This window comes from Sandaracinus amylolyticus (assembly GCF_021631985.1).
Lineage (GTDB): Bacteria > Myxococcota_A > Polyangia > Polyangiales > Sandaracinaceae > Sandaracinus > Sandaracinus amylolyticus_A.
In genome coordinates this window covers 4,326,027-4,344,225 of record NZ_CP070225.1, presented here as the reverse complement: position 1 = coordinate 4,344,225, position 18,199 = coordinate 4,326,027, and the positions used below count along the sequence as shown (strand labels likewise).

The window sequence follows — 18,199 nt, the reverse complement described above, 5'->3', positions numbered from 1 at the left end:
GCGATGCCTCGGCTGATTTCGATCGCAGATGCGAAGAAGCGCGACGCGCAGATCGAGCTCGTCTCGCCGGCGCGCGGGGAGCGCGTGCGCTGGGTGAGCAAGGGTCACGGCGCGCCGCTCAAGCTCGAGCGGCTGATCAAGAGCACCGAGAAGACGAGCTTCGATGCGCTGGTGAAGCAGGTGGGCTCGCCCGAGGCGCTCTCGAAGGCGCTGGTCGAGGGCGATCCCGAGATCGATCTCGAGCAGATCGGTCGCCGGCTCGGCAACGCCACGCGGGTGTGGGTCGGGCCCGAGGGCAACGTGCTCTACGCCGCGCGCGTGCTGCAGATCGTGAGCGCGCCCGATGGTGCCGAGAAGTCGCGCGCGGACTTCGTCGACGTCGAGGCGACGGTGGGCGAGGAGCAGCCGCCGATCCTGTGGTCGGGCCGGTTGATGCCCGCCGATCAGGTGGTGCGTCGCTTCGCGCTCGTGCGGAAGGTGCAGCTCCGGCATGTGAACGGCCTCACGTTCGACTTCCTCCACGACATCGCGGCGCACCTCGATCGCGAGCAGAAGCTGCTCGTCGTCGGTGCAGGACCGAAGGCTGCGCTGCCGCTGATCTTCCAGACCAACGGCTCGCCGTTCCGCGGGTTCCTCGAAGGACGCGTCGAGGGTGAGCGCTACAAGCTCGTGCTCCATCTCTCGAACCTCGAGATCAAGCGCGTCGCTGCATCGCCGAAGGACGTGGCGCTGCCGAAGGAGGGCGCGTGATGAGCGCCGAGGCGTGGAAGGCGTGGGCGGCGGTCACCGAGCCCTACGGGACCGGGCGCAAGGCGGGCGTCGGCGCGCTGCTCGATCAGGATCTCCTCTCGCGCCTGAAGCGCTACAAGCGCCAGGTCGCGAAGCGCTATCGCGTGGTCGAGCCCGACATCGTCGAGCGCGCGCTGCCGAGCGGTGAGCAGCTCTTCATCTCGCCGAAGCTCGACGGAGAGCTCTGGTTCCTCGTGAAGCGCGAGGGCGACGTCGCGCTCGTCGCGTACAACGGGCGCGTGCTGCACGGCATCTCGGTGCTGAGCGGCATCGCGAAGAAGCTCGAGGGCGTCTCGCAGATCGTGATCGCGGGAGAGCTCGTCGGTGCGTCGGGAAGCGAGCGCCCGCGATCGCACCACGTGAACACCGCGCTCTCGGACACGAAGCTCGAGGGCGCGCTCTCGTTCCATGCGTTCGATCTCGTCGAGGAGGACGGCGCGGACGCGCTCTCGCGCAACTACGAGGCGCGACACACGCGATTGCTCTCGCTGCTCGGCGAGGATGCGGGCGCGCGCTGCACGGTCGTGCACACGCAGCGCGGCGAGCCGAGCGTGGTCGCGCAGCGTTATCGCGACTGGGTGCTCGCCGATCGCTTCGAGGGCGTGGTCGCGCGCAGCGATCGCGGGCTCACCTACAAGATCAAGCCGACGAGCACGGTGGATCTCGTGGTGCTCGCGTTCGGCGAGCGCATCACCGGCAACGTGAAGCAGGTGCGCGAGCTCCAGGTCGGGCTGGTGCGCGAGGACGGGAGCTTCCAGCTCGTCGGCTCGGTGGGCACCGGTCTGTCCGAGGACGATCGCGTGAAGTGGCACGCGAAGCTCAGCGCGATCGAGGCGAAGAGCTCGTTCCGCCTCGCGAACCGCGAGGGCACGCTGTGTCGCTTCGTGCGGCCCGAGATCGTCGTCGAGGTGCGCGTCTCCGACTTCCTGTCGAGCGATGGATGGGACGTTCCGATCCGGCGCATGTCGCTGGGATGGGATCCGTCGAGCGGGTGGCGCGCGATCGGCGAGACGCGCACCGCGGTGCCGCTGCATCCGGTGCTGCTGCGCGAGCGCACCGACAAGACGGTCGACGTCGGCAGCGTCGGGATGACGCAGATCACGGCGTACCTCGACGACGTCGCGGAAGAGGTCGTGAAGGCGACGCGGCGCGCGAGCGCCGAGGTGGTGCGTCGCGCGGTGTTCACGAAGGACGCGAAGGGCGCGGTCGCGGTGCGCAAGGTCGTCGTGGTGCGCACGCACAAGGAGCGCGAGGGCTCGCACCCGCCGTTCGTCGTGTTCGCGACGGATTACTCGCCGGGCCGCAAGGAGCCGCTGCAGACCACGCTGCGCACCGCATCGACGTTCGAGGGCGCCGATGCGCACGTCGTCGCGTGGCTCGTCGAGAACGTGAAGAAGGGCTGGAACGAGGTCGTCGAGCAGCGCAAGGGCGCGCCGGCGGCGGACGCAGCGGTCGACGAGAAGCCGAAGGCGAAGAGCGAAGAAGCCGCGCCTCCGAGCGAAGCGGAGAGCGCGGCCGAGGAGAAGCCGAAGAAGAAGGCGGCGCGAAAGCGCACGACGAAGGGCGCGGGCGCGTCCGAAGACGAAGCGAAGTGAGTCGGGCTCAGATCCGGAGCAGCGACTCGAGCGTGCGCTGCGTCGAGGTGCGTCGATCCCCGATCGCGGCGCGGCGCTCGTCGGCGCGGCGATCGGGCACCTCGCGGCGCGCCTCGGGCTCGGCGTAGTCGGCGATCGAACGAGTCTGCTGGGGGTCGTTCCAGAGCATGGCGGGCAGTCTCGGCAAGCGCCGGATCGCGAGCAAGAAAGCGGCGCTGCGACGCATCGTGCATGGCGAGAGCCTCGCGGCGCTCGCGACGTTGCCCGATGCGTGCGCGCGGCTCGTGTACATCGATCCACCGTTCAACACGGGCCGCGTGCAGTCGCGACGAAGGCTGCGCGTCACGCGCGACGAAGAGGGCGAGCGCATCGGCTTCCAGGGCGCGCGCTACCGCGTGGAGAAGCTCGACGAGGTCGCGCGCTACGACGACAAGCGCGGCGACGACTACGTGCCGTGGCTGATGACGCGCATCGAAGCCTCGCTGCGCTGCCTGAGCGCGGACGGATCGATCTTCGTGCACGTCGACCCGCGCGAGTCGCACTACGTGAAGGTCGCGCTCGACGGACTGCTCGGTCGCGCGTCGTTCGTGAACGAGATCGTCTGGGCCTACGACTACGGCGCGCGCACCAAGAAGCGCTGGCCCGCGAAGCACGACGTGCTGCTCTGGTACGCGCGCGATCCCAAGCGCTACGTGTTCGATCACGATGCGATCGATCGCGTTCCGTACATGGCGCCGAAGCTCGTCGGGCCCGAGAAGGCGGCGCGCGGAAAGACGCCGACCGACGTGTGGTGGAACACGATCGTGCCCACCAACGGGCGCGAGAAGACGGGCTATCCCACCCAGAAACCGCTCGCGATCCTCGAGCGCATCGTGCGCGTGCACAGCGCGCCGGGCGACGTGGTGCTCGACTTCTTCGCGGGCAGCGGGACGACCGGCGAGGCGGCTGCGAAGCACGATCGCGGGTTCGTGCTGATCGACTCGAGCCGCGACGCGGTGCGCGTGATGAAGACGCGGCTCGCGGCGTGGGAGCCCGAGATGGTGCGCGTGCGATCGCGCGTTTTTTGACCGCCGATCTCCGTATCGTGCATGCATCGCGACACGAGGTGGTCGGCGATGAGCGAGAAGGAGCTTCTGGATCGCGTTCGTGCGTTGGTGGCGGACGTCACGCGCGCGCGCTTCGAAGGCAGCGCGTACGCGAAGCTCTCGCGCGCGCACGGCTATGCGGATGGCTACATGCGGGCGCTGCTCGATGCAGGGCTCGTGAGCCGTGAGACGTTGATCGGAGCGGTCGGCGACGCGCGTCGTGGCGTCGTGGACGGCGAGCTCGAGCCGGTCTCGCGCGTGTCGTCGCGCACCGCGGCCTGAGCCCAAGTTGGAGTGCTCGCACGGGCGAGCCGATTTCGGTCAGTCTCTGATCTGAGCGACGGAAAAGCGAAGCGGCGAGCGCCTCTCTCGAGGGCGCTCGCCGCTTCTTTCGTTCCGTCAGCTCGCGATCACTCGACGGTCAGCACGCGCACGCCCTGCTCCGACGCGGCGCGCGACTCCTGGCGCCACCACGTCGCGACGTACGACGTGGTGCCGATCAGGACCTGCTCCGCCCAGAAGCCGGTGTGGTTCTCGTCGTCGAGCACCGAGACCGTCCACTCGCCGCCGCCCGCGGCACGACGCGCGAGCATGAGGTGCTGCACCGTCGCGTCCTGGTAGGTCACGCGGATCTCGCCGCCGTCGGTCACGACGATCGACGAGTCGTCGCCGACCACGTGACGTCCGTCGGTGTGCGGCGTCGTGCCGTCGCTCGTGCCGGTGTCGATCGTCTGCGGCACCGAGGCCACGCCGCCCGCGATCGTCACGTAGCGCAGCGCCTCCTCGGCGCCGTCGACGTAGGCGACGTGCACGGTGCCCGCCGCGTCGACGAAGATCGACGTGCCGATGCCGCTGTCGCCCGAGCTCGAGTCGTCGCCGCGCGCGTAGCCGTCGACGAGGATCGGCGTGCCCCACGTGCCGCCGATGCTCGGCAGCTCCGACGCGTGGAGGTTGCCCTGGCCGCGGTCGTACCACGCGACCACGAGCCCGCCCGAGGGCGTGCGCGCGAGCGCGGTGTAGAGGCCGTACGCGGGCGGGAGATCCTCGACGTAGTTCGCGGGAAGCGCGGCCTCACACGTGCCCATGAAGCACTGGTTGTCGCCGCAGTCGTCCGCGCAGTCGCTCGTCGGGACGACGCACGACCCGTTCTCGAGGCAGGCCTGGCCGGTGCCGCAGAAGTCGGGGCGGCAGAAGATGTCCGCGCCCGCGACCTCGGTGATCGTCCAGCTCGTCTCGCTGGTCGGGTTCGCGTCGCTCGCGACCGCGACGCGCACGGTGCTGCGCGGCTGGCCCGAGCCCGCAGCATTCTCCTCGACGCGCATGTACGCGATCGCCGGCACGCCGCCATCGAGCAGGACCATCGACGCGTAGCGACCCGCGTCACCGGTGTCGTCGACCGTGTGGGTCTCCCACGCGCCCGGCGATCCGATCGCGAGCTTCAGCGCGCCGTTCGTCGCGTCGTAGTACGCGATGTAGAGGCTCGTCCCCGAGTCGGTGATCGAGGTCCAGCGACCCACGTCGTCGCCGGGCGCGCTCACGCCCGAGCGCCAGCCGTCGGGATCGTTGGTGACCGGACGCTCGGGCGCGCCGTCGACGATCTCCCACTCCACGTCACCGCCCGCCGAGATCGTGCCGAGCACGAGATCGCCGTAGCGCTGCGTCGTGGGCACGCCCGCGCTGTACCCGCTGACGAACTGCTCGCCGCTCTCGCTCACGACGAGATCGAGATCGGTGCCGATCATGCCCTGCTGGAGCGGCGGCTTGCGCATGCACTCGCTGCACGTGACCGCGCAGCCGGTGCCGACGACGAGGTTCGCGATCGGGCAGGTGAAGCCCGGCTGACAGAGCGCGTCCACGTCGTAGCTCGCGCACATGTTCGTCTCTTCGCAGCAGATCTGACCGGCGGTGAGGCCGGGCGGCGCTGCCGCGATGCACATGTCGCCGCACGGCGGCCCGCTCTCGCCACCACACTCGCAGCCCTGCGCGCCGAGCACGAGCGGGAGCAGGAGCATCCCGATCGTCAGCAGGCGACGGAGCTTCGAGCGATCGATCGTGCGACGGCGGCGCACCACCATCGCGCCGAGGAGCAGCATCGATCCGACGAGCGCGAGCGGTCCGTTGCGATCGGTGCCGCCCACCGCGACGCCGCAGTCGCAGCCGCCGCCGTTCGGGTTCGGGATGCCGCGGATCAGCGGGAACGTCGCGGAGGTCACGTTGCCTGCCTCGTCGCGCACCTCGATGCCGAGCATGCCGCCGTCGACCAGCAGCGTGTCGGGCTCGTAGCGCGGCGACACCTGCCACGCGCTCCACTCGCCGTCGCGTACGCGGAAGCGGTACTCGAGCTGCTCCGCGGCGCTGATCAGGTCGTTCGCGTGCACCACGAAGCCGGTGCCCTCGCTCGAGACCTGCACCTCGGGCGGCAGCACGTCGACGATGAGCTCGGTGCGCGCCGGGCTGCGGTCGACCGAGTCGGCCTCGCCGCGGATGCGCGCCCGCGCCTCGATCACGTGGCGCGCCTGCAGCAGCAGGACGTCGTCGTCGATGCGCACGCGCGGATCGCTGGTCCAGCGCGACCACGTCATGCCGTCGATGCGATAGCTGTACTCGTAGTCGGAGCTCGGCGCGCCCTCTGCGCCGAAGTGGAGCCACACGGTGTTGCCGTCGCCCTGCGCCCAGGTCTCGAGCGCCATGCTCTCGTGATCGAGCTCGAGGTCCGACACCTCGAGGCTCGTCTCGACCGGCGACACGATCGCCGAGCCGGCGATGCGCAGGTTCGCGAAGATGCCGAGGAACGACTCACCGCCGTCGGCGACACCGCGGATGCCTTCCGCCGGCACGTCGAGCTCGAAGCCCATGATGTCGGGGAGCGCGATCGGGCTGATCGAGCCGCCGAGCATGCCCGCGAACGTGCCGAGCACGTTCTCGACCGCGCGCGCGACGGTGTCGGGGTTCTCGGTGATCAGCTCGTTGTTGAAGATCATCGAGTTCGACGCGGTCACGCCCTCGATGCGCGGCACGATCTCGCCCGCTTCGACGTCCAGGTTGATCTCGATGGTGAGATCGGTCTGGTACGTCATGAAGCGCACGTAGCGCTCGGTGCTCCACACGTACCAGTCGATCTGCACCTGCTCGAGGAACACGGTGAGCAGCGGCGCGCCCGCGTTCGTGCCGATCGTGAAGTCGGGCGGGAGCTGCGGACGGATCGCGAGCGTGAGCGGCGAGCCGCGCTCGGGGAACGTCAGCGTGTTCAGCGAGGGCACGAGGCCCGAGACGAGACCGGTCGAGAGCTGCTGGCTCAGGCGCGTGCCCGCGCCGATGCACAGCATGCCGCTGTCGAACATCCCGTAGCCCGCGTAGTCGAGGAAGTCCTCGGCGATGCCGATCCCGACGTGCGAGGTCGTCGAGGTGCCGGGGATCACGTTGCCGCGGAACGCCTCGGCGCGCGCGATGCTGCAGCCCTCCGCGCCTTCACCGCCGGGCACGCAGGGCGGCTCGACGACCGGCACGCACGGGTTGTGTCCGGGCGACGTGGTGAACGTCGGATCCATCGACATGAACCCGCCCACCATGAAGAGCGACATGCCGTTGTTCACGGCCTCGCCGTCGCCACCTGCGCCGAGCACGAACTGTCCGTGTCCGTGCGTGCCCGGTGAGAACCCGCCGAGGAAGGCGTTGCCGAGATCGCCGCGCCCGTCGGTGCCGAGGAGGATCGGCACGCACTGATCGGGGGCCGACTCGAACACGCAGGTCGCGTCGGGGCCCTCGCCATCGGGCCGCGAGCCCGGCGTCGGGCAGCCGGTCTCGCCGGCACGGGTGCAGAGCTGCGAGTCGATCGCGTCGGTGAGAACGGGGGTGATCTGACCGGTGAGCGCACCCAGGAGCTGGTCCTTCACGAGGCCGATGACGCCGTTGATGATTCCGCCATCGAGCCCGTCGCAGCCGCCGATGTCGATGTCGTCGCTCTCGATGTCCTGACCCTCGGCGAAGTCGGCGCTCGCGACGGTGAGCCGCGTGTAGCCGGTACGCGGGGCCCGCGTCTCCTCCACGAAGTCGATGTCCGCCGCGAACCCGATGTGCGAGCGCGACCCGTTCCTCGTGTCGATGTCGGCCTGGCACGTGGTGTCGAGCCAGAAGAGCACTCCTGATCCCCGCAGCCGGACAGGGATCGCCCGGCGATTCCCGGCCGAGTCACGGCTGTCGAGGATCACCTGGATGAGCGCCGAGAGGCGATTCGAGCCGTTCTGCGGCGTGAGATCGAGGTCCTGGATCTCACCGCGCGCGACGCAGTCGTTCGACGTGCAGAGCGTGTAGGACACGTTCCCGACGCCGATCGACTGGCTCCCCGACATCTGCGGAACGTCGAACTCGAGCCCGCCCATGAGCAGCGTTCCGACGATGCTCATGATGTTGTCCTCGATGAACTGGATTCCGCTCTCCGAGAGGCGCACCTGCGCGGAGTTCGGAATGCGCTGGTTCAGCGGGAAGCCACCAGGAATCGGCGCGACGCCACATCCTTCGCACCCGGAGCAGCCACCGCCGCCGCATGCGAACACCGTGAAGATCAGCATGACCGCGAACAGCGGCCGGCTAAGCGAGCCAAGGCGTTTCATGGAACATCCTCCCCGACGCTCGCGCACATTGCGCAACACGCGGTTCCACCGTCGAGGGAGGATAAGCGGGTCGTTGAACTCGAATCAACGGCGGGCGAGGTATCAGAGCCGGCCGTCGTGCGCGGCGACACGGCGATGCGGGCTCACGGACAGCCGACCGGGCGCGCGTCGAATCTCGGCGCGCCGCCTTCGCTGGCGTGTGCGAGGGGCAGCCACGGCGTCGTTCCGATGGCGGCGGCCCGCCCGATCCCCAGCGAGCGAACGGTCGTCGACTCGATCTCGAGCTGTTCGCCCGCGACGTGCGCGTCACGAGCAAGGGGATGGAGCGAGACCGCCGACGAATAGGTCATCTCCAGCCTCTGCGCGACGATCGCGAGCCAACCGCCCGCGTACGGCACGAGGTCGTGGGTGCCGAACGCGTTGATCGTGCCGATCATCACCTCGTCGCCCGCCGGCCAGGGACTGCTTGCCGTCGGTACGATCGAGTGGACCTGCAACGACGACGTGCCGGACCCGGTCGTGGCGCGCTGGAGCCAAGCGATCGCGAGTCGATCGTCCTGCTCGGCGACGATCGGACGATCGTCGTGCAGTGCGTTGTCGGTGATGCGGTGCGCGGTCCCGTCCGGCCCGAGCGAGGTCACCGGCTGCACGTAGATCTCGTAGTCCTCGGCCTCCGAGGATCGACCGGAGTAGACGATGTACGTCCGGTCGATCGAGGTCGCGGGGACCACGACCTCGTACTCGAGCGTGCTCACCGCGACTGCGGTCCGCTCGTTGAACGCGTCCGTCGCGATGTTCGTGCCCGACCGCATGCGGATGCCGCTCCCCGATGCGGCGTCGTGGAAGACCATCGTCGTGTACGTGTGCTCGACCTGCAGGGTGTGGGTCGGGGAGGCGAGGCTGGCGATCCGCCGAGGTCCCGCCGTGACCGTCAGGGACGGCAGCTCCGCCGAGAGCAGGTAGATCTCGCTGCCGCGCGAATACGCGACGTACAACACGGTTCCGCGAACGTCGGTGTCCAGTTGATCGGCGTTGAGCGTGGACGCGAGATCGATCGTCGCGCCTGCGGGCGCGCCGGATGCATCGACGAGCCGCGCGTGCACTCCCGCGTCATCCGCCCACACCGCGACGAGCCCGTCCGTTCGCGGCTCGACGTGGAAGTGGTTGCCCACGAGCGCGATCCAGTCCACCGGCTCGCCGACGGCCAGCACGCCTTCGTCCACCACTCCGTCGCAGTCGTCGTCGTCTCCGTCGCACGCCTCCTCCGGCGGCGTGCACGTCGCGCTCGCCGGCACCGCGCAGTCGAGCCCGCATGCGACGACGCCGGTCGAGCCGCAGCTCGTCTCGCACTCCGTCGCGGCGCCGCGCACGCACGCGAACGGGTCGTCCGCGCCGCTCGCGCAGTCGTTGTCGCGGCCGTCGCAGATCTCGGTCGCGCCGGGGAAACACTCGGCGCACGTGTCGTCGCAGTCGTCGCCATCGGTCACGCCTTCGCAGCGCAGCGCGCCGGTGCCGGGGCGCCCGCGGCCGTCACCGTCGGCGTCCTCGAAGAGCTCGCGCATCGGGCGCCCATCCGGGCACGCGCCCGGGACCTCGCCGTCCCATCCGGGCGGGAAGATCATCCCGCCGTCGCTCAGCAGGCACGTGCCCGCGTCGCTCTGCGTCGTGCCCATCGGGCACACGCAGCGCCCCTGGTCCTCGCTCCACACGAAGTCGCCGCACGCGTAGTCCGGCTCGCATCCCACGAGCACCATCGCGACGCACAGCCCCACCCACACCTTCGGCATCGAGCCCTCCCGCCGCGAGCCTACTCGCGACGGGCCGCCATCGCTCTCGCGCCGTGCGCGTTGCGCCCCACAACGACGAAGCCCGCCGCGGTCCTCTCGGACCGGGCGGGCTCCATCACGCGCTCGTCCGCGCGTCAGTTCGTGATCTCGACGCCCTGCGCCGCGAACTGCGCGACCAGACGCCACGCGTTGCACGCGGGAAGGCCCGTCGTGCTGTCGCCGCCGCGATCGCACACGTCCTCCTCGCAGCTCGCGTTCGCCGTGCAGCCGGTCTCGGTGCAGAGCGAGTCGGGCTGCGTGATCCACATGCTCTGCGGGTTCTCCTCGCAGTAGTTCGCCTGCGTCAGCAGGCCCGCGATCGCCGCGCACACCGTCGTCATGACCGGGCCGCTCACGACCATGCCCTGGCGCGCCGACTCGACCTCGATGAAGCCGTCGAGGATCGCGCCGGTCTGGAACCGACCGCGGCTCGACTGCCAGCCGACGCAGCTGCGCTCGCTGTTGAGCTCGCCCTCGATGACCTGGATGTTGCGCAGCTCGAGCTCGAGCTGGACGTCGGTCTCCGCCTCGTTGAGCACCGGCACGACGACCGAGCCCGTGTGACGCTCGGTCACCACGCGCTCGCCCGTGATCGTGCCCGGGATCTCCGCGGGGCCGTAGCGCTCCACGTCGTCGACGCCGAGCGGGTCGCTGCCATCGCCCGTCGGGAAGGCGTAGGTGCCGTCCTCGGCCTTCACGCCGAAGCCGGTGCGCACGGTGACCTCACCGTCGGCGTCCGCGCCCTCGACGCGGATCAGCCACGCGAACGTGCCCTTCTCGAGCGCGTTGTTGAGCACGCCGAGCAGCACCGGCCCGGTGAGCGCCGAGCCCTCCGGCGCGCTGATCTCGAGGTAGCGGAGGCGCAGCTCGGGCGCCTCCTGCACGTCCGACTGCGAGTCCACGTAGCAGCACGCGCCCATGCCCGGCGTGCCTCCGTCGGGCGCCGTGCACTCGACGTCGGTCGGAGGATCTTCGGTCGGCAGCGTGGGCGGTGTCATGGGCGTACAGCCCGCATCCGCCTGCCCCGCGTCCGTGCCCCCCGTCGATCCGTCGTCGTCACCGCACCCGACGCTCAGCGCTCCGGCGAGCGCAATCATCGCCAAGCCAATCCGCCCCTTCGACATCGCCAATCTCCTCGTGGTCGCGCGCACGCGCGGGGCGCCATCCTAACCACAAAGCGAGACGGTCGGCGCGCTTCGTAGCGCGCGCAACGATTTTTCCCGGGGGCGACCCGAAGGTCGCTACGGAATCCGTAGCGCTACGGATTCCGTAGCGGCGCGCCCGATCAGAGCGTGCCGATCTCGGACGGCGTCGCGAAGTGCGCGAGCCGCGCGAACGCCGCGTACCGCGTCGCGATCTCCGCGGGCGTCACGCGCACCAGGCGCTCCACCGAGATTCCCTCGACGAGGAACGACGCCATGACCGAGCCGTGGATGACCGCGCGGCGCAGCGTCGCGCCGTCGACCCGATCCTCCTTCGCGAGGAAGCCGAGCAGGCCGCCCGCGAACGAGTCGCCCGCGCCCGTCGGATCGAGCACTTCCTCGCAGGGGTACGCCGGCGCGCTGAAGACGCTCTCGCCCTCGAAGAGCAGCGCGCCGTATTCGCCGCGCTTGATCACGACGATGCGCGGTCCCATCGCGAGCAGCGCGCGCGCCGCCTTGAGGATGTTGTGCACGCCCGAGAGCTGGCGCGCTTCCTCCTCGTTGATCACGAGCAGGTCGATGCGCTTCAGCATCTTCGCGAGCTCGAGCGGCTTGCCCGAGATCCAGAAGTTCATCGTGTCCGCGATCACCAGCTTCGGCGCGTCGATCTGATCGAGCACCGCGACCTGCAGCTCGGGATCGATGTTGCCGAGCATCACGTACGGCGTCTTGCGGTGCTCCGCGGGGATCTTCGGCTGGAACGACGCGAACACGCCGAGCTCGGTCTTGAGCGACTCGCGGCTCGTGAGGTCGTCCGAGTAGCGGCCCTCCCAGAAGAACGTCTTGCCCTCGACCACCTCGAGGCCGCGCACGTCGACGCCCTTGTCGCGCAGCAGCTGCACGCCCGAGTCGGGGAAGTCGCGTCCCACGACGCCGACCAGCTTCACCGGCGTGAAGTACGACGCCGCGAGCGCCGCGAACGTCGCCGAGCCGCCGAGCACGCGCTCGTGCGTGCCGAGGTGATTGTGGATGGTGTCCTGCGCGACCGAGCCGACCACGAGCATCGACGACATGGGCTCACTCCTCATGAGAACGAACGGGGCACACACGAGTCCGCGCCGCGGCGATCCTCTCGGTTGGCGAGGACGCGCGCGGCGCGCACGAAGGGAGAACGACGAGGCGACGGGCTACGAAAGATGCCGGCCGATGAGGGCCGCGAGCTTCTCCTTCGCCGCCGCCGAGATGTGCGAGGGCGGGGTGATCAACGCGTGCCGCAGCGCGTTCGTCGCCGGGCTCGTCGCGGGATCCGGGATCTTCGGCGAGACCGCGCGGAGCAGCGCCTGCGCGGTCCCGACGTTCTTCTTGAGCACGGCGAGCACTGCATCGACGCTCACCGCGGCCTCCTCGCGACGCCAGCAGTCGTAGTCGGTCACCAGCGCGACCGTCGCGTAGGGCAGCTCCGCCTCGCGCGCGAGCCGCGCCTCGGGGAGGTTCGTCATGCCGATCACGGTCGTGCCCCAGCTGCGATAGAGATCGCTCTCGGCACGCGTCGAGAACTGCGGGCCCTCGATGCACACGTAGGTGCCGCCGCGGCGCGCGCGCACGCCGACCTCGAGCGCGGCGCGATAGAGCGCGTCCTGCAGCGCGGCGTCGATCGGATCCGCGAACTCGACGTGGGCGACGACCCCGTCGTCGTCGAAGAACGTGCTCGGGCGGCTGCGGGTGCGATCGATGAACTGATCGACGAGCACCACGTCGCCGGGGTGGATGTCCTCCTGCATCGAGCCGACCGCGCTGATGCTGATCACCTGCTCGGCGCCGAGCTGCTTCAGCGCGAGGAGGTTCGCGCGGTAGTTGATGCGGTGCGGCGGGATGCGGTGACCGCGCCCGTGCCGCGGCAGGAACAGGAAGCGCGTGTCGCCGAGCGTGCCCGCGATCACGACGTCGGAAGGATCACCGAACGTCGTGGTGACGCGGTGCTCGCTGCGCTCGACGAGCCCATCCATGTCGTAGAGGCCGCTGCCTCCGATCACGCCGACGATTCGCGTCGTCATCGCGTTCTCCCCGCGAAAAATCGCGCGACCCTAGCACCCGCCCGCGCCGGGCGCGAGGCGCTCCAGCGCGAGGCCCCAGCGCACCCCGCCGTTCGAGATCTCGATCGACGAGGCGCCCGCGCGCTCCGCGATCCGATCGAGCAGCAGCGCGCCGGCCGCGACCACGTCCTCGCGGCCCGGAGGCACGCCCGGGGTCGTGCGTCGCTCGTCGATCCTCATCGAGGCGAGGCGTACCGCCACGTCGTGCAGCGCGTCGCGTGACAAGCTCGTGCCGTGCACCGCGTTCGCGCCTTCGGGATCGATCCCGCGCGCGACCGCGGCGACGGTGCACGCCGTGCCCGCGAGCGCGACGAATGAGCCCGCGAAGCGCGCGCCGCTCGCGTCGATCGCGCGATCGACGTCGGCGATCAGCGCGTCGATCTGCGCGCGCGAGGGCGGATCGGCGCGGAGGTGTCGCTCGAAGAGGCGCACGCTGCCGACGTCGAGGCTCACCGATCGCGCGAGACGAGCGCCGCGCCCCGATGCGATCTCGGTGCTCCCGCCGCCGACGTCGACGACCGTGATCTCCTCGCGATCGTCGATCGGCACGAGCGGCAGCGCGCCGCGGAACGCGAGCTTCGCCTCGCGCGCCCCGTCGATGACCTCGATCGCGACGCCGAGCTCGCGCGACGCGCGCTCGATCATCACCTCGCGGTTCGTCGCGTCGCGCATCGCGCTCGTGCCCACCGCGACGATCGCGCGCACGCCGTGCGTCGCGCGCGCGTGCTCGACGACGTCGCGCATCGCGCTCATCGCGCGATCCATCGCGTCGTCGGCGAGACGGCCGCGCGCGTCGACACCACGACCGAGCCGCGTGATGTGTCCGAGATCGTCGAGCACGCGGATCGTCCCCGCGCGCTCGACGATCAGCCCGAGCAGCGTGTTGGTCCCGACGTCGATCGCGCAGACGCGATCGCTCAGGACCCGCCTCCGCCGCCGGTCTCGCCGGTGAGCGCCGAGAGATCGGGCAGCTCGTCGATGTTCGGCACGAGCTGGATCTCGATGCGGCGGTTGTGGGCGCGGCCCGCGTCGGTGTCGTTGCTGTCGACCGGCTGGGTGTCCGCGTAGCCCGCGGCGCTGATGCGCTCGCCCGAGATGCCCTGCTCGATGAGGTACCGCGCGACGCTCACCGCGCGCGCCGTCGAGAGCTCCCAGTTCGACGGGAAGCGGCGCGATCGGATCGGCACGTTGTCGGTGTGACCGGCGACCTGGAACTGCCGGCCCTCGATCGAGCGCAGCACCGACGCGACCTCGGCGAGCGTCTGCTGGCCCTGCTCGCGCAGCTCGGCCTCGCCCGAGTCGAAGAGCACGTTGTCGGGCAGCTCGACGACCATGCGGTTGCGGAAGATCCGCACGCGCAGCCGGCCCGAGTCGATCATCGCGCGGAAGCGCTCGAGCATCTGGCGGAACGTCGCGAGGCGCGCCTGCTGCTGGCGCTCGCGCTCGCGCAATTCCTCGAGGGCGCGCTGGGTCTCGGTGAGGCTCGACTGCAGCGAGCTGCGCTCGCTCTGCAGGCCCTCGACGTCCTGCCCGAGCGCCTCGAGTCGCGACACCAGCTGGGCGTTGAGCGCCTCGAGCTCGGTGATGCGCGTCTCCATCTGTGCGCGCTGCTCTTCCGCGCTGCGGAGCTGACCTTCCAGCTCGTTGATCCGCGCGATGTCGCGCTCGTCGCGACCGCCGCATCCCGCGACGCTGCCGAGCGCCACGCCGAGCGCCAGCACGGCCACTGTTCCCCACGTCTTCGCCCGCATGTCGTCCTCGCCTGCCGCGTCACCGCGGCGCTGGTGTTGGAGCCCTGTGGCGCGGGTCCCGAGACAGGGCGGCCGACCCGCGCGGCGGACCTTAGCCCCCCGTCCGCCGGGGCTGCAACCCCGGGTCGCGATCTGCCCGATCGGGCTGGTCACCGCTTCCCGTGCAGTTCCGCGGGTGTGCGTGACCATGCAAAAAAACCGAGGAAATTCGGGAATATGCGAAACTGATCGTGAAATGAGGGGTCTGTGATCACTAAGTTAGATATAATTTATGTGGCAGTTCGGCTTGACACACTGAGTGACGTGACAATACGGTACGTCAAGTCGGTGGTCGTGAGACCGCGGACAAGGACCCCGCTGAAATTCCTCGGGGCCGCTAAGGAGGTCGACTGATGGCGACGAAGAAGGCTGCGAAGAAGGGCGGCGCGAAGAAGGCCGCGAAGAAGGGCGGCGCGAAGAAGGCCGCCAAGAAGGCCCCCGCGAAGAAGGCCGCCAAGAAGGCGCCGGCGAAGAAGGCCGCGAAGAAGGGCGGCGCGAAGAAGGCGGCTGCCAAGAAGGCGCCGGCGAAGAAGGCGGCCAAGAAGGGCGGCGCCAAGAAGAAGGCGTCGAAGCGCGGCGGCAAGAAGGGCGCGGCGCCGGAGACCACCTCGCTCGAGGCGGGCTCGACCAACCTCCTCAACGGCTGATTTCCAGCCGAGCGCGGACCCGCTGGCGGGCGCGCATGAAAGTGACGGGCCCGGCGCGCAGACCGACCCAGGCGGCACGGGTCGCCGCCGGCCCAGATTGAAATCCGGAGCGTCCTCGGCCTCGCGTGCCCCGTGTGCGCCGCCCTGGACGTCTGCGCCCTGACGGCAACCACCGTCAGGGCGTTCTGGTTTAAGCCCGGTCTCGGGTCGCGATCAGTCGTTCGGCTCGCGGCCCAGCAAACGAGACAGGCGATCGGGCTCGACGCGCAGCGCGAGGGCGCGCTCGTTCGCGACGATGACCTTGCCGGGCGCGCCGCCCTTCGGCTTCCGTAAGTGCTTGCGGGGCGCGTGCTGGATCTCGACCTGGGGCTCGCCGCGCGCGCTCGAGAAGTGCGCCGCGAGGTGCGCGGCGTCGACGAGGAGCTCCGGCGGGCAGATCTCGCCGCGCTTCAGCGGGACGATCACGTGCGAGCCCGGGACGCCGCGCACGTGCACCCAGAGATCGTGCGGCGATGCGACGCGGAACGTGAGCTCGTCGTTGTCGGTGCCGCCCTTGCCGACGAGGATCACGCGGCCTCCGTGGCCCTCGTAGCGCCGGAACGGCGAGCGCGACTCGGGCTCGCGCTTTCGCTTCGCGCTCGCTGCGGCGGGGGCGATGCGGAGGCGCGCCGCTTCGGTCTCGAGCGCTTCGATCTGCGCGTCGTCGGCGAGCTCGAGGCGCGCGCGGATCGACTCGATCTTCGCGGCCTCGGCCATCGCTTCGTCGTGGCGCGCCGAGGCGATCGCGGCGCCCGCTTCGAGCTTGCGGGCGCGCGTGAAGAGCGCGTCGGCGGTGGGGCGCGGGCCGATCGCGGGATCGATGTCGATCTCGAGCGTGCCCGGCGGATCGGTCGACCAGTCGGGGAGCGAGACGTGCGTCGCGCCGCGCGCGATCGTCGCGAGCCCGGCGAGGAGCGCCGATCCGCGGGCACGCAGCGCGGGCGCTTCGTTCGCGCGATCGAGATCGCCGAGCGTGGCCTCGGCGCGACGCAGCGCGCGCTTGTGCGCACGACGGAGCGCGCGATCGAGCGCGGTGCGACGAGCGCGGGCGTGCGCGTCGCGACGCGCTTCGACGAGCGCGGTGCCGAGCGCGAGGAGCGAGTCGAGATCGCTCGGGAGATCGCGGGCGCGATCGCTCGGCTCGGGCGGCGACCAGGCCTCGCCGAGCTGGAGCCCGCGCTCCGCGAGGCGCGCGGGATGGAGCGCCGCGACGATCGCGCCCTCCGCGTCGAGCACCAGGACGTTCGAGCGATCACCGAGGGACTCGTGGACGAGCGCGATCGCGTCGGGGCCGCGGCGCAGATCGATCGCGATCGCGCCTCCACCCGCGTCGAGCGCGCGCTCGAGGCGCGCGCCTTCGACCAGGTTTCGCAGCTGCTTCGCGACGCCCTCCGCCGGTCGCCCCCGCGGGCGCTCGGGCACGCAGCCGAGGCCCGGCGACGCCGGATCGGTCGAGAAGAGGAGGGCGACGCGGAGCTCACCCACGCCGAGCGTGAGCGCGACGAGATCGGGCTCCGGGACGTCGACGCGGCGCGCTCGCGCGCCGAGCAGCGCGGCGAGCGGAGCGTCGCTCACTCGTCCTCGTCTTCGTCGTCCTCGTCGTCCTCGTCGTCGAGGTCTTCGTCGCCTTCGTCGTCGAGGTCCTCGTCCTCGTCGGCTTCCTCGTCCTCGTCGAGCTCTTCGTCCTCTTCGTCCTCTTCGTCCTCGTCGAGCTCTTCGTCCTCTTCGTCCTCTTCCTCGTCGCCGAGGTCGATCACGATCCCGCCGCCGCCGCGACGCAGCACGCCGGTGCCGCCGCTCTCCTCGCGCAGATCCGCGAGCAGCTCGGACACCCGTCGCGCCTTCTTGAAGCCGAGCTCGGACTCGATCGCGAGGTAGATCGTCGCCGCGTCGCTCGCCGCGATCGACTCGACGATCGCCGAGAGAAGGCCCTCGCCGAGGCGCGATCGTGCGCCGATCGCCCGCACTCGCGCGTACGCGATCTCGCCCGTCGGCGCGGGGCTCTCGAGCGGATCGAAGGCGCAGACGACGCCGAGGCTGTTCGCGAACGTCGCGGCCTCGTCGATGTCCCAGAGCCCGCCCGGCTGCCACACGATGCGTCGCTTGCCGCCGCCCGCGAGATGGCCCGCCCAGGTCGCGAGCCGCTCGCGATCGCGCGGCCCCGGCGTGAGATCCGTGCCCGTCACGAGCACGATCGCGTCCGCGGCGAGCGCATCGTGGGCGCGCGCCATCCACTGCGCGCCCTCCGACTTGTTGGGCGCGTCGCGGAACGGGCCGGCGGTGCCGCGCCAGGTCTCGGGGGGAGGGCGCAGGGTGAAGCGCGCCTGCTCCGGCGCGCCGGCGCGCCACTTCGCGAAGACGCTCGCCTTGGGCAGCGGCCTTCGCGGTGCGATCTCGGCGAAGCGGAGCGACTCGAAATAACGGGGACCGGGGGAGCGCTCGACGACGGCGCCGATCAGGTGCTCGGACATGTGGCCGAGTAAGGTAGTGCAGCAGCCGAGGCGTCGCACCCTTTACTCAGCGCGGGATTGCGCACGCGGGGCCCCGCTCGGTGGCGCGCGTCGCCATGATAGGCTCGCGCGC

Annotated in this window: 15 protein-coding genes; 5 read left to right on the top strand and 10 right to left on the bottom strand. The window is 70.6% G+C overall.

The window, feature by feature from the left end; all coding sequences use genetic code 11:
* Positions 1-3 precede the first annotated feature (3 nt).
* Together I5071_RS18355 and I5071_RS18350 are read left to right on the top strand one after the other, a co-directional pair.
* Positions 4-750 (top strand): hypothetical protein, encoded by a 747-nt coding sequence (locus I5071_RS18355; protein WP_236606774.1) that lies wholly within the window; start codon positions 4-6, stop codon positions 748-750.
* Positions 750-2,384 carry a hypothetical protein gene (locus tag I5071_RS18350; RefSeq protein ID WP_236606773.1) on the top strand — a complete coding sequence of 545 codons (1,635 nt, stop codon included), beginning with the start codon at positions 750-752 and terminating at the stop codon, positions 2,382-2,384. Before I5071_RS18355 ends, I5071_RS18350 begins: the two co-directional genes overlap by 1 nt.
* Before the next feature lie 7 nt (positions 2,385-2,391).
* Here I5071_RS18350 and I5071_RS18345 read toward each other — a convergent pair whose 3' ends face one another.
* The gene (locus tag I5071_RS18345; RefSeq protein WP_236606772.1) at positions 2,392-2,553 is read right to left on the bottom strand and encodes a hypothetical protein; all 162 of its coding nucleotides are present in this window, start codon (positions 2,551-2,553) and stop codon (positions 2,392-2,394) included.
* Between the two features lie 46 nt (positions 2,554-2,599).
* Here I5071_RS18345 and I5071_RS18340 point away from each other — a divergent pair, with 46 nt between their 5' ends.
* Together I5071_RS18340 and I5071_RS18335 are read left to right on the top strand one after the other, a co-directional pair.
* Entirely contained in the window at positions 2,600-3,451 is an 852-nt protein-coding gene (locus I5071_RS18340; RefSeq protein WP_419249655.1) for a DNA-methyltransferase, read from the top strand.
* 48 nt (positions 3,452-3,499) lie between these two features.
* Complete coding sequence (locus I5071_RS18335) at positions 3,500-3,751, top strand: hypothetical protein (RefSeq protein ID WP_236606770.1); 252 nt, start codon at positions 3,500-3,502, stop codon at positions 3,749-3,751.
* Between the two features lie 128 nt (positions 3,752-3,879).
* On the opposite strand, the gene I5071_RS18330 is transcribed toward I5071_RS18335, so the two are convergent.
* The 7 genes from I5071_RS18330 to I5071_RS18300 form a co-directional block, all read right to left on the bottom strand.
* Positions 3,880-8,037: a hypothetical protein gene (locus tag I5071_RS18330; protein ID WP_236606769.1), complete on the bottom strand. Its 4,158-nt coding sequence runs from the start codon at positions 8,035-8,037 to the stop codon at positions 3,880-3,882.
* A 185-nt stretch (positions 8,038-8,222) separates the two neighbouring features.
* Positions 8,223-9,866: a putative metal-binding motif-containing protein gene (locus tag I5071_RS18325; RefSeq protein ID WP_236606768.1), complete on the bottom strand. Its 1,644-nt coding sequence runs from the start codon at positions 9,864-9,866 to the stop codon at positions 8,223-8,225.
* A 134-nt stretch (positions 9,867-10,000) separates the two neighbouring features.
* A complete protein-coding gene (locus tag I5071_RS18320; protein WP_236606767.1) occupies positions 10,001-10,903 on the bottom strand; it encodes a hypothetical protein in 903 nt (300 codons plus the stop codon).
* 287 nt (positions 10,904-11,190) lie between these two features.
* On the bottom strand, positions 11,191-12,120 hold the full coding sequence (locus I5071_RS18315) for a PfkB family carbohydrate kinase (RefSeq protein WP_236606766.1): 930 nt from the start codon (positions 12,118-12,120) through the stop codon (positions 11,191-11,193).
* Between the two features lie 114 nt (positions 12,121-12,234).
* On the bottom strand, positions 12,235-13,101 hold the full coding sequence (gene mtnP, locus I5071_RS18310; RefSeq protein ID WP_236606765.1) for an S-methyl-5'-thioadenosine phosphorylase: 867 nt from the start codon (positions 13,099-13,101) through the stop codon (positions 12,235-12,237).
* Between the two features lie 30 nt (positions 13,102-13,131).
* Positions 13,132-13,986 carry a Ppx/GppA family phosphatase gene (locus tag I5071_RS18305; RefSeq protein ID WP_268921255.1) on the bottom strand — a complete coding sequence of 285 codons (855 nt, stop codon included), beginning with the start codon at positions 13,984-13,986 and terminating at the stop codon, positions 13,132-13,134.
* 71 nt (positions 13,987-14,057) lie between these two features.
* Positions 14,058-14,891, bottom strand: coding sequence for an OmpA/MotB family protein (locus tag I5071_RS18300; RefSeq protein ID WP_236606763.1), 834 nt, complete (start codon positions 14,889-14,891; stop codon positions 14,058-14,060).
* 392 nt (positions 14,892-15,283) lie between these two features.
* On the opposite strand from I5071_RS18300, the gene I5071_RS18295 reads away from it, so the two are divergent.
* Complete coding sequence (locus tag I5071_RS18295) at positions 15,284-15,577, top strand: hypothetical protein (RefSeq protein WP_236606762.1); 294 nt, start codon at positions 15,284-15,286, stop codon at positions 15,575-15,577.
* Positions 15,578-15,790: 213 nt separating this feature from the next.
* Here the strand turns inward: I5071_RS18295 and I5071_RS18290 are convergent, their stop codons facing one another.
* Entirely contained in the window at positions 15,791-17,191 is a 1,401-nt protein-coding gene (locus tag I5071_RS18290; RefSeq protein ID WP_236606761.1) for an NFACT RNA binding domain-containing protein, read from the bottom strand.
* Positions 17,188-18,087, bottom strand: coding sequence for a hypothetical protein (locus I5071_RS18285; protein WP_236606760.1), 900 nt, complete (start codon positions 18,085-18,087; stop codon positions 17,188-17,190). The genes I5071_RS18290 and I5071_RS18285 overlap by 4 nt, the downstream gene beginning before the upstream one ends.
* Positions 18,088-18,199: the final 112 nt, after the last annotated feature.